The sequence below is a fragment of the Streptosporangium jomthongense genome, assembly GCF_042650425.1.
Classification (GTDB): domain Bacteria; phylum Actinomycetota; class Actinomycetes; order Streptosporangiales; family Streptosporangiaceae; genus Streptosporangium.
The window spans coordinates 1-12,055 of sequence record NZ_JBHSBC010000022.1 but is presented as its reverse complement, the minus strand read 5'-3'; the positions used below and the strand labels follow the sequence as shown (position 1 = coordinate 12,055).

9 protein-coding genes are annotated in these 12,055 nt (G+C 69.4%); 3 read left to right on the top strand and 6 right to left on the bottom strand.

Annotation, left to right across the window (positions count from 1 at the left end; all coding sequences use genetic code 11):
* Window positions 1–39: 39 nt before the first annotated feature.
* The gene (locus ACFOYY_RS22430) at window positions 40–333 is read left to right on the top strand and encodes a hypothetical protein (protein ID WP_352015219.1); all 294 of its coding nucleotides are present in this window, start codon (window positions 40–42) and stop codon (window positions 331–333) included.
* 129 nt (window positions 334–462) lie between these two features.
* Window positions 463–924 (top strand): GNAT family N-acetyltransferase, encoded by a 462-nt coding sequence (locus ACFOYY_RS22425; protein WP_386191656.1) that lies wholly within the window; start codon window positions 463–465, stop codon window positions 922–924.
* Between the two features lie 20 nt (window positions 925–944).
* Here the strand turns inward: ACFOYY_RS22425 and ACFOYY_RS22420 are convergent, their stop codons facing one another.
* The 4 genes from ACFOYY_RS22420 to ACFOYY_RS22405 all read right to left on the bottom strand — a co-directional run bounded on the left by ACFOYY_RS22420 (window position 945) and on the right by ACFOYY_RS22405 (window position 6,160).
* A complete protein-coding gene (locus tag ACFOYY_RS22420; RefSeq protein WP_352015217.1) occupies window positions 945–1,670 on the bottom strand; it encodes a PadR family transcriptional regulator in 726 nt (241 codons plus the stop codon).
* A gap of 48 nt (window positions 1,671–1,718) precedes the next feature.
* A complete protein-coding gene (locus tag ACFOYY_RS22415) occupies window positions 1,719–3,749 on the bottom strand; it encodes a molybdopterin-containing oxidoreductase family protein (RefSeq protein ID WP_386191652.1) in 2,031 nt (676 codons plus the stop codon).
* 60 nt (window positions 3,750–3,809) lie between these two features.
* On the bottom strand, window positions 3,810–5,369 hold the full coding sequence (locus tag ACFOYY_RS22410; RefSeq protein ID WP_386191649.1) for a M28 family peptidase: 1,560 nt from the start codon (window positions 5,367–5,369) through the stop codon (window positions 3,810–3,812).
* Between the two features lie 353 nt (window positions 5,370–5,722).
* The gene (locus tag ACFOYY_RS22405) at window positions 5,723–6,160 is read right to left on the bottom strand and encodes an RpiB/LacA/LacB family sugar-phosphate isomerase (RefSeq protein ID WP_362778109.1); all 438 of its coding nucleotides are present in this window, start codon (window positions 6,158–6,160) and stop codon (window positions 5,723–5,725) included.
* Window positions 6,161–6,233: 73 nt separating this feature from the next.
* On the opposite strand from ACFOYY_RS22405, the gene ACFOYY_RS22400 reads away from it, so the two are divergent.
* Window positions 6,234–8,660, top strand: a complete 2,427-nt coding sequence (locus ACFOYY_RS22400; protein ID WP_362778107.1) for a lysylphosphatidylglycerol synthase transmembrane domain-containing protein — start codon at window positions 6,234–6,236, stop codon at window positions 8,658–8,660.
* Window positions 8,661–8,664: 4 nt separating this feature from the next.
* Here ACFOYY_RS22400 and mgrA read toward each other — a convergent pair whose 3' ends face one another.
* On the bottom strand, window positions 8,665–9,693 hold the full coding sequence (gene mgrA, locus ACFOYY_RS22395; protein ID WP_352015212.1) for an L-glyceraldehyde 3-phosphate reductase: 1,029 nt from the start codon (window positions 9,691–9,693) through the stop codon (window positions 8,665–8,667).
* A complete protein-coding gene (locus ACFOYY_RS22390; protein ID WP_352015211.1) occupies window positions 9,690–11,768 on the bottom strand; it encodes a S9 family peptidase in 2,079 nt (692 codons plus the stop codon). The genes mgrA and ACFOYY_RS22390 overlap by 4 nt, the downstream gene beginning before the upstream one ends.
* Between the last annotated feature and the right edge of the window lie 287 nt (window positions 11,769–12,055).

Below are 12,055 nucleotides of genomic sequence, written 5' to 3'. Positions count from 1 at the left end.
GGAAAGCTTCCTAGCCCCCCACCTTCTAGGAGATTCGTCGTGAGCTTTCGTCGTCGCGCGGTGACCCTCGCCAGTTCTGCCGCCCTCTGCCTGGGCGTTCTGGCCCTCACCCCCACCTCGGCCATGGCCGCCCCCTCCGGCTGCACCGTGCAGCAGGGATCGAACTGGGCGTCCAGCCTCTGCACCTCCGGCACGGGCCGGCACCTGGTGGTCGTGCGTGCGCAGCACTACACCGGCAACATCCTGATCACCGGCCCCTGCGTGGCCATCGGCCAGGTCTCGAAGACGACGGTCAACTGGCCGGTCACGTACGTCGGCTCGGCCGGCTGCTGAGAGCCCGCTCGGCCACTTGGCCCATGTCGGGCCGTCGACTCGAACGCCGCTCACGTCGAGGCCCGCATGTCCGTGTTGACGCCTACCGAGGCCCGGCCCCTGAGGACCGGGCCTCGGTAGGCTCACGGCATGCCGGTGAACCCTTATCTGACCTTTCGCGTCGCGACCCTTGAGGACGTCCCGACGGTTCTGGCCCTGCTGGCCGACGACTCGACCTCCGGCGCCCAACAGGGCGAGTACGGCGAGACCCACCGGGCGGCCTTCGAGGCCATCGACGCCGACCCGGGCAACGAGCTGATCGTCGCCGAACTGGACGGCGAGGTCGTCGGCACCATGCAGCTCACCTACATCCCGGGGATCTCCCGTGGGGGAGCGCTCAGGATGCAGATCGAGGCCGTCAGGATCGCCTCCGGCCTGCGCGGCAGAGGACTGGGCGGGCAGATGCTGCGCTGGGCCGTCGAGCGGGGCCGGGCCAGGGGGTGCGCCCTGGTCCAGCTCACCACGAACAAGGCGCGCAAGGACGCGCACCGCTTCTACGACTCCCTCGGCTTCGTCGCCTCACACGAGGGATACAAGCTCGCGCTGAGCTGAGAGGCGGGACCCCCACCGGGTCACGGGCTCACCCCGAACTGCGCGCCCACGTCGAACTGCGCGCCGACCCCGAACTCCGCGCCCATGTCGAAGCGCGGGATCGCACCGAAGCGCGGGCTCACGTCGAACGAGGGCACCGGCGGCGGAGCGGGGACAACCGAAACAGCCGCCGGGGCCGGGGTCTTGCGGAGGCGTGACGTGCGCGCGGAACGCGCGCGGAGCTGGTCGATCATCCAGCGGCACCAGGCGATGCGGTGGTTCTCGTAGCTGATGCCGTACCACAGGGTGGCGTAGTCGCCGAAGCGGCGGCTCTCGCGGCCGGGCGCGCTGGAGAAGGCCGAGCGCTCGTCCTCGTAGGTCGCCAGCCGCCGTTCGTGCTCCTCAAGCTGGATCTGGAAGAGCTTGATCAGTTCGGCCGGGTCGGCGAGCCAGGCGGCGTAGGACTTCAACAGCAGTTCGTCACGCTCGGGACGGGACTGCGGGGGCTCGATGACCCACTCGCGCAGTTCCCTCGTCCCCAGCCGGGTGATGGAGTAGATCTTCTTGCGCTGCGGGCCGGGACCCGGGACCTGCTCGAAGGTGACCAGTTCCGCCGCGACCAGCCGTTGCAGCTCAGGGTGGATCTGGCTGTGCCGGGCCGTCCAGAAACATCCCAGCGGATGTCCCATGGCGGTGGCCAGCTCGTATCCGGACCTCGGTCGGCGGGCCAGCGCTGTGAGGATCGCGTATCCGAGAGTTGAGGTCACCGCGGAAGGATCTCACGGGGCACCCCTAATGCGGCACCGTAGCTTTACCTATGTCGTCTCAGACATAACGGGCATCACCTCGACCGGATTGTCGTGATAGACGGCCCCCCTGCCCAGGTCGGCGTCGTACTCCTCGACCACCGCGTTGACCGTCGAACCCCCCGGGCTCAGCTTGCGCCAGTGCCCCTTCGTCGAGGCCACGACGCCGGGCCGTACCCGGTCGCTGATCTCGACCACGGCCTCGAAGCCGCCGACCGCGTTGAACACCCGGGCCCGCTGCCCGTCGCGCAGCCCCCTGGACGCGGCGTCCTCGGGGTTGACCACCACCCGGGGCCCCTTCGAACGGCGCAGTAGCTCGGGGTTGTTGCCGAAGGTGGTGTTCAGGAAGGTGTGCGGCGCGGGTGTGACCAGGGCCAGCGGATAGGGACCGCACGCGGCCGAGGCCGTACGCGGCGGCACGTAGGCGGGACCGGAACCGAACTCCAGCCTCCCCGAGGCCGTGGGGAAGCCGTCGGCGAACGGGACGAACGGCCGGGGCACGTTGAGCCTGACCCAGCCCTCCTTGCGCAGCCGGTCGACCGTGATCCCGTCGAGGGAGGGATGCCCGGAGGCGAGCAGCTGCTCGGCCAGTTCGAGGTCGGAGTCGTACAGCGACGGCTCGGTGAGCCCCATGTGCCCGGCCAGACGGCGGAACGTCTCCGTCGTCGACAGGCACTCACCCGGCGGCTCGACCGCGGGCTCGTTCCACACGAGATACATGTGTCCGTATCCCGCGTGCAGGTCGGTGTGCTCGATCTGCATCGTCGCCGGAAGCACGATGTCGGCGTAGTCGACGGTGTCGGTGGGGAACTGCTCCATCACGACGGTGAACAGGTCCTCACGCGCCAGCCTCTCGCGGACACGGTTCTGGTCAGGGGTCGAGCCGACCGGGTTGGCGGCGTAGACCCACAGGCACTTGACCGACTCGTCGAGCCCGTCGGCCAGCCTGGTCATCGTGAGCCGCCTGACCGGCGCCGCCAGCAGGTCGTCACGGGTGTCGATGTTCAGGTGGATGTGGCCGCTGGTCGAGTAGGCGACCCCGCCGCCGGGATGGCGCCAGTCGCCCGTCACCGCCGGGATGGCCGCGATCGTCCGCATCGCCGTACCGCCGCCCGCGTGCCGCTGGACGCCCATCGTGGCCCTGATGCCGGTCGGCCGGGTGTGCGCGAGCCGTACGCCGAGGGAGCGGATGTCGGCCTCGGGCAGGCCGGTGATCTCCGCGACGAGGGCGGGCGGGTGACGCAGGATCTCCGCCCGGAAGTCCTCCCAGCCGTTGGTGTGCTCGGCCAGGAAGGCGTCGTCCTGCGCGCCCTCGGACAACACCACGTTCAGCAGCCCGAGCGCCAGGGCGGCGTCCGTGCCCGGCCTGATCGGCAGGTGGAGGTCGGCCTGCTCGGCGGTCCTGGTGCGGATCGGGTCGATCGCCACGACGTACGCCCCGGCCGTCCTCGCCTCCTGGATGAACCGCCACAGATGGTGGCCGCTGGTGAGGGTGTTCGTGCCCCACAGCAGGATGAGCCGCGACAGGGCGAACGTCTCGGGGTCCATCCCGCCCGGGGTGCCGTTGGTCAGCCGCAGACCGGCGTTGCCCGCGGTCGAGCAGATGTTCAGGAAGTGCCGGGAGGCGCCCAGGACGTTCCAGAACCGGCGGCCCGCGACCCCCTCACAGCCCTGGATGTGGCCGAGCGTCCCGGTGCCGAGGTAGGGCCAGATCGCCTCGCCGCCGTGCTCGTCCACGATCGCGCGCAGCCGTACGGAGATCTCGTCGAGAGCCTCGTCCCAGCTGATCCGCTCGAAACGGCCCGAACCCTTGGGGCCGACCCGGCGCATGGGGTAAAGGACGCGGTCGGAGGCCCCGGCGTGTTCGAGATAGCGGTTGACCTTCACACAGAGCGCGCCGCGCGTGTAGGGCTGCTCCGGGTTGCCGCGCATCCCGACCGCCTTGCCGTCCCTGACGGTCACCACCCACGAACAGGTGTCCGGGCAGTCCAGCGGACAGGCCCCCAGGACACGCAGCTCCCCCCGCTCACCCACTGCCATGCCCAGACTCTAGCCAGGGGGTACGGCTCGCCGGCCGTACCCCCCCTTGAGGTCAGCCCGTCACCGCGACACCGCGTCCCGCCACGCCGGGGCCACGTTCATCCTGCCCGGCGCCGCTGAGGCGGTGCCGCCCGGCAGGATCGGGCTGCGGGCGTAGACGGCCGCGGCCGTCGCGATGGCACCGCTGTTCACCGCCAAAGCCCTGTCGTCGATGTTGGCCAGGGTGTCGCAGGCCTGGTGGTAACACCGGTCGTAGGCGACCCCCGCCTCACCGCCGAACGTGGCGGCCTCCTCGGCGGTCTTGATCCCCTCGGCGCCGGTGAACAACCCGCCCGCCGGGATGCCGACCGCGATGAAGGGCCCGTAGTCGGACCGCCCGGTGAAGTCGGTCCCCTTGTACGGCTGGCCGACCGAGGCGTAGTACGTCTCGAACAGCTTCTCGATCTCGCCCGATCCGGCGGGACCGGCCCCGGCGCCCGTGTGGTCGGAGTCGTCGCCGTCGTAGATGCCGTAGACGAAGTTCGGCGAGGCGATCATGTCGAAGTTGAGGTACAGCCTGATCCTGGCCCTCTCCCCGGGGGAGAGCGCGGCCACGTAGTGCTGGGAGCCGAGCAGCCCCAGCTCCTCCGCCCCCCAGAAGGCGAACCTGAGCCTGTTCCTGGTCGGCGTGCCGCCCGCCCGCAGGGCCGTCTCCAGTACGGCCGCGCTGCCCGAGCCGTTGTCGTTGACGCCGGGTCCCGCCGGCACGCTGTCCAGGTGGCTGCCCAGCATGACGACCCTGCGGGAGTCGCCCCAGGGGCTCTCGGCTATCACGTTGCGGGTCTTCCTGTGCGGGTCGCCCTCGGCGGTGACGGAGAGCGTGGCCCGGGACCCCGGCGTGGCCAGCTCCTGGCCGACGGCGAAGGTGGTGCCCACGACGGGGACGCGCGTGGTCGTGTCGCCGAGCGAACCGTTCAGCGGTCCCCGCCGGTCGGCGGCCCCCTCCCCGGCCTGACCCTCGTTGAAGATGATCACGCCGGAGGCGCCCGCGGCCTCCGCCAGCTCGGCCTTGACCCGGAAGCCGCACGTGCCACGCTGCACCAACGCGATGTTGCCCCGGACGAACCCCGCGAAGTCGGCGGCCTCGCACCCGGAGGTCGAACCGGGTGCCGCACTCGGCGGCAGCACCAGATCGACGGGCTGCACGGCGGCCGTGACGTTCCCCGAGCCGGAGTACGCCATGGGGACGAAGTCGGTCTGCGGCGCGTAGGACCTCGCCCCGGGGGAGACCCGGGCGAGCTTGGGCGTGCCGATGACACGGAAGAACGGGAACTCGAACTCCTGCTCGGTCACCCTGTACCCCGCGGCCCGCAGCCTGCCCGCCACGTAGTCGGCCGACTCGTCGTATCCGCGGGTTCCCGCGGCCCGGGTGCCGCCGTTGGCCGCGGCGATCCGCTGGAACGCCTCCAGGTGCCGCTTCACGGAGAGCACGTCCACGGGCGGCGAACCGACGGACGCGACGGACGCGACGGTGACCTCGGGAGCCGGTGAGGTCACGGCGGTCGCCTGGGTGCCGGGCAGGGTCACGGCCGAGGCTGTGGTGATCGCGGCCAGCAGGCCCTGGTACGCGCGTACGCGCATGCGAAACTCCTCTGACGAGAGTTGACGGAAGTGGAGCGGGGAATCCCCGTGATCGCGGCGAACAAAAAAGATCTCCGGTAACCGGATTAACCAAATTTGACAATCTTCGTCAGATCGACGGGCGGGGTGGTCCCCGGCGTCACCCGGCGGTCACGACGTCACCCGGGTAACGGCACCCGGCCGTGCGCCGTGACACGTCGCACCACGACCATCCGCTTCGCGCCCTTCCATGGCGCCACGCGGTCGCCAGAAGTGGCTAGGGTCGGGTGCGAAGGAAAAACGGGGCTGCGACGCATGATGATCAGCTTTTCAGGCCGGTGCCGGCCCGGCCGTCATCGCCGCATTCCAGCAGGTCAATTCTCAATCTCGGATAGGTACGCGATGTTCGCCACATCGGTCTCCTCCGGGCTGACGCTCCCGGCGAACCAGGCATCCAGGATCTCCCCCAGCAACGGCGCCGAGGTCAGCCTGAGACTCAACGCCAGCACGTTGGCGTCGTTCCAGCGTCTGGCCCCCTCGGCCGTCGCCGCGTCCACGCACAGGGCGGCTCGCACCCCGCGCACCTTGTTGGCCGCGATCGACGCCCCCGTGCCGGTCCAGCAGCACACGATCGCCTGGTCGGCCACCCCGGAGACGACGTCCCGCGCGGCCTGTGAGCAACACCACGCCCAGTCCGAGGGGCCTTCGGCGACGGCGCCGTGCGCGATCACCGTGTGTCCTCTCGCCTCTATCTCCGACACCAGGATGGGAGCCACCCCGTCAAGACTGTCCGAGGCCAATGAGATACGCATGCCTTCGATTGTGGACACTGGAAGAGAAGATCGGTGACGCACCTGTAATGCGGAACGTGCAGAATCGCTGGCGGTGACGGAAATCAGAGAGCACGAAGAAGCGGCGCCCGTCGAAGGCACAGAGCCCGAGACGGAGCGCGATTCCGGCGTGCTCGTCGTCGAACCGCTCCTGCCGCAGCGCATCCGCAGACCATCCGATCTGCTGCGCTTCCTGGCGACCCTGCTGGGGCTCGTGGCCGTGGTCCTGCTCGCCCTCGTCGCGAAGAAGACCCTCAACGGCCTCGAAGGCGACGTCATCGACGGGACGAACCGGGCACCCTTCCTCCTCAGCGGCCTCGTCGGCGTGCTCAGCGGCGCCACCATGCTGGGCGTGCCGACCGCCTACGCCATCGAACGCGTCCTGCACCGCGACGGCCTGCGCGTCGCCGAGGGGCTCTTCGCCGCCATCGCGGGCATGGTCCTGTCCTTCGCCCTCGGCGAGTGGATCGTCGGCGCGGGCCCGGAAGACCTGTGGCTCCTGCTGACCGGGGGCAGGCAGGGAGTCGAGCCGCTCAACACGCTGCTCACCTCGGTCATCGCCTACGTCACCGCGGTGCGCATCTCCCGAAGACCCACCTGGCGGGCGGCCCTGTGGAGCGCCGTCGCGCTCAACGCCGTCGCGCTGTTCGCCGCGACCGCGGCCACCATCCTCGGCATCGTCGTCTCCATCCTGGTCGGCCTCGCCGTCGGCTACGCCACCCTGTACGGCATCGGCAGCCCCAACACCAGGCCGCCCGGCAGCACGATCGTGGCCACCCTCGCCAAACTCGGCTTCGCCCCCGTCAGGGCGCACCGCCTCGACGACGACCACCAGAGCAGCAGGCGCTACGCCGTCGGCCTCAAGGACGGCACCCGCCTCGACGTCACCGTCCTCGACCGTGACCGCCAGGTCGCCGGGGTGCTCTACCGCATCTGGCGCCGCATCCGGCTCAACACCGAGACCCGCCGCAGGGCCATCCGCTCCCTGCGCGCCGAGCTGGAACGCGAGGCCCTGATGGCCTACGCCGCCCAGGCCGCGGGCGCCAGCATCCCCAGGCTCGTCGGCACCAGCGAGATCGGCACCGAGGCCGCGCTGCTCGCCTACGAGCACATCGAGACCCGGCCGCTCGACGACGTCCCCGACGAGGAGATCGACGACAACCTGCTCGCCCAGATCTGGGAGCAGGTCCTGCTCCTGCAGGTCCAGAGGCTGGCCCACCGGCGGCTGACCGGCGACAGCATCCACGTCGACAACGAGGGCAGAGTCGTCCTCATGGACGCCCGCAGCGGCGAGATCGCCGCCGGAGACCTCCTGCTCCGCCTCGACATCGCCCAGCTGCTCACCTACCTCAGCCTCCGCGTCGGAGCCGACCGCGCCGTCGCCGCGGGCGCGGCCGTCGCGGGCCCCGACGTGCTGGCCGGCGCCCTGCCGCTGCTGCAACGGATCGCGCTCACCCGCGAGACCAGGGCCGCGCTCACCAAGAACAAGGAGCTGCTGACCGCGATCCGCGAACGGATCGTCGCCCTCGAACCCCAGGTCGAGGCGGACGAGGTCCGCCTGGAGCGCTTCCGCCCCAGAACCCTCATCACGATCATCGCCAGCGCCTTCGCCGCCTACTTCCTGGTCTACTACCTGACGCAGATCAACCTCAACATGATCACCTCCGCCAAGTGGGGCTGGACCGGGGTCGCCTTCGTCGCGGCGATGATGAGCTACGTCGCCGCCGCGCTGATGCTGCGGGGCTTCGTGCCGGAACGGCTGCCGCTCGGCCGTACGGTGCTGGTGCAGTTCGCGGGCTCCTTCGTGAAGCTGGTCGCCCCGGCGGCGGTGAGCGGCGTCGCCATCAACACCCGCTACCTGCAAAAGCGCGGCATCCCCCCGGGCCAGGCCGTCGCCAGCGTCGGAGCCTCCCAGCTCATCGGCCTGGCCTCGCACATCACACTGCTGCTGCTGTTCGCCTACATCACCGGGTCGAGCGCCGCCACGTCGTTCACCCCGTCGCGCACGCTGGTGTTCGTCCTGCTCGCCATCGCGGTCGCGGTCCTGTTCATCGTGAGCGTCCCCCGCCTGCGCAGGCTGATCACCGTACGGCTGCGCGCCCTGTTCTCCGGGGTCATCCCCCGCCTGCTGGACGTGCTCCAGTCCCCCCGGAAGATCATCGAAGGCTGCTCGGGCACCCTGCTACTGACGATCTTCTTCGTGGCCTGTCTCGACGCCTCGGTGCGGGCCTTCGGCGGGTCACTCGACTTCGCGGCCGTGGCCATCGTCTTCCTCGCGGGCAACGCCATCGGCTCGGCGGCGCCGACCCCCGGAGGGCTCGGCGCCGTCGAGGCCTCCCTGTCCGTCGGCCTGACCCTCTCCGGCCTGCCCGGCGAGGTCGCGACCTCGGCCGTGCTGCTGTTCAGGCTGCTGACGTTCTGGCTGCCCGTGCTTCCCGGGTGGGCCTCGTTCACCTACCTGCAGCGACACGAGGCCCTGTGACCTCTCAGGTCTCGCTGGAACGGGCCCAGCGGTTGACCCCCGACTCGACCGCGTGCCCGTCGATCGCCGCGAGCTCCTGCTCGGTGAACGACAGGTTCTCCACCGCCCGCACGTTGTCCTCAAGCTGCCTGACGCTGCTCGCGCCGACCAGCACCGAGGTGACACGCCGGTCGCGCAGCGCCCACGCCAGGGCCATCTGCGCCAGGGACTGACCGCGCGAGGCCGCGATCTCGTGCAACGTGCGGACACGTCGCATGGTCTCCTCGGTCAGCATCTCCGGGGTGAGGAAACGCCGCTGCGAGGCACGCGACCCCTCGGGGACACCGCCGAGATAGCGGTCGGTCAACATGCCCTGAGCCAGCGGGGAGAACGCGATGCAGCCGACCCCCTCCTGCTCAAGGACGTCGAGCAGCCCGTCCTCGATCCACCGGTTGAGCATCGAGTACGACGGCTGGTGGATCAGCAGCGGGGTGCCCATCTCCCGCAGGATCCGCGCCGCCCGCTCGGTCTGCTCGGGGGAGTAGGACGAGATGCCGGCGTACAACGCCCTGCCGGACCTGACCGCCTGGTCGAGCGCGCCCATCGTCTCCTCAAGAGGAGTCTCCGGGTCGAACCTGTGGCTGTAGAAGATGTCGACGTAGTCGAGTCCCATCCGCTCCAGCGACCTGTCCAGGCTGGACAGCAGATACTTCCGCGACCCCCACTCGCCGTAGGGGCCGGGCCACATGTCGTACCCGGCCTTGGTGGAGATGACCATCTCGTCCCGGTACCCAGAGAAGTCCTCCCTGAGATGCCTGCCGAAGTTGGTCTCCGCGGCGCCGTACGGTGGGCCGTAGTTGTTGGCCAGGTCGAAGTGGGTCACCCCCAGGTCGAACGCCCGCCGCAGGATGGCCCGCTGGGTCCCGAACGACTTGTCGTCGCCGAAGTTGTGCCAGAGCCCCAGCGACACCGCGGGCAGCCTCAACCCGCTCCTGCCCACCCTGTTGTACGGCTGCCGTCCGTCGTACCGATCCGCGTCGGCCACGTAGGTCATCGCTCGACCCTGGCGGTGCCCTCGACCTTGGCGGTGTCGAGGATCCAGGCCAGGACGAAGGCCTCCTCCCGCCAGGAGTCGTACCTGCCGCTGCGACCGCCGTGCCCGGCCTCCATCTCCGTCTTCAGCAGGAAGGGACCGCCCCTGCCCACCTCGCGGAGCCGCGCGACCCACTTGGCGGGCTCGTGGTAGTAGACGCGGGTGTCGTTGAGGCTGGTGATCGCGAGGATCGGAGGATAGATCTGGCCGCTCACGTTCTCGTACGGGGTGTACGACTTCATGTACTCGTACACCTCGGCGTTGTGCAGCGGGTCTCCCCACTCGTCCCACTCGATGATGGTCAGCGGCAACGACGGGTCGAGGATCGTGTTCAACGCGTCCACGAACGGCACCTCGGCCACCACACCCGCGAACGTCTCCGGCGACAGGTTGGCGATCGCACCCATGAGCAGCCCGCCGGCGGAACCGCCCCTGGCGATGATCGCGCTCGACCAGTTCTCCGCGGCGAGGTGCTTGGCGGCGGCGACGAAGTCGGTGAAGGTGTTCTTCTTCCGCTGGAACTTGCCGTCCTCGTACCAGTGACGGCCCATCTCGCCGCCGCCCCTGATGTGCGCGACGGCGAAGACGAACCCCCTGTCCAGCAGGCTGAGCCTGGCAACGGAGAACGACGGGTCGATCGAGATCTCGTAGCTGCCGTAGCCGTACAGCACGGTCGGAGCGGGCCGTTCGACGCCCTTCCTGGCCACGATCGAGATGGGGACGCGGGTGCCGTCCTCGGCGGTCGCCCACTCACGGAACTGCTCGTAGTCGGCCGGGTCGTACCCACCGAGCACGGTCTTGCGCTTCAGCAGGATCAGTTCACGCGCCCGCAGGTCGTAGTCGTAGACCGAGGGCGGAGTGATCATGCTGGTGTAGCCGAGCCGCAACCGCTCGGTGACGAACTCCGGATTCCCCGAGGGCGCCACGTCGTAGATCGGCTCAGGGAAGGAGATCTCGTACGGCTCCGCCCCCTCGGGCAGGACGCGGATGCCGGTCAGCCCGTCACGGCGCAGGTGCACGACCGTGTATCCCTGGAAGGCCTCGACGTTCAGCAGCCGGGTGTCGGCGCGGTGCTCGATCAACGGGGTCCAGTCAGCGGGGGAGTCGATCGGCGCGGTGGCCAGCTCGAAGTTCTCCGCGTTCTGGTTGTGCAGGATCAGGAAGTGGTCCCCCGCGTGGTCGAGGCCGTACTCGACACCGGTCTCCCTGGCTCTGACGAGCCGGAACTCACCGGTCGGGTTGTCGGCCTCCAGGATGTGGACCTCACTGGTGATCTTGCTGCCCGCCGAGAGCACGAGGTAGCGCTCGCTGCGGGTCAGGCCGACGCCGATCCAGAACCGCTCGTCGTCCTCCTGGTGGACGAGCACGTCCTCCTCGGTCGAGGTGCCGATCATGTGCCGGTGGATCTGGTTGGGCCGCCAGGCGTCGTCGACGGTCGTGTAGAAGAAGGCCCTGCCGTCCGCGGACCAGGCACCGCCGTAGAAGATGCCGCTGACCTCGTCGTCGAGGAGTTCGCCCGTGGTGAGGTCCTTCACCCGCAGGGTGAACCGCTCGTCGCCGGTGAAGTTGACCGAATAGGCCAGCAGGGTCCCGTCGGGACTGACCGAACTGGCGCCGAGGGAGAAGAAGTCGCTGTCGCCGGCCAGCTCGTTGCCGTCGAGCAGGACCTGCTCACCGGGCAGCGCCTCGCCCGCCTTCAGCTCGGGAGGAGCGTCGCCGTCCGCGGCGACCCGGCACTGGATGCCGTACTGCTTGCCCTCCTCCGTCCTGGAGTAGTACCACCAGCCCTTCTTCCTGGTGGGGACGGACAGGTCCGTCTCCAGCGTCCGGCCCTTGATCTCCTGGAAGATCGTTTCCTGGAGCCCTTCGAGATGGGCGGTCGCCTGCCGGGTGTAGGCGTTCTCCGCTTCGAGGTAGGCGATCGTCTCGGGGTCGTCCTTGACCGTCAGCCACGCGTAGTCGTCGACCACGGTGTCCCCGTGGTGCACGCGCTCGCTGGGAACCTTCTTCGCCGTAGGCGGTGTCTGGCTGCTCACCCCGTCGAGTCTATGTTTTCCGTGCCAGACGTCCCGGATCAAGCCACGGGGTTCGTCGTTGCGTCCCGAGCGGTCTGCGGGGACTGCTAATGTTCTGGCGTCGGCAAGGTTCGGCGCAAACCACTCCACTCACTCCGGTGATCCGGTGTGGCTTGTTCTGTGTCCGCTGACAACCCCCTCAAACCAACGGTTCCAATGATCGGTTCGCGTCGATTCGCAGAGCCACTCAGGTGCTGGTAAGTTTGAAGGGTTGCTCCGGAGACGGGGCGGTCTGAAATTCCTCGGAC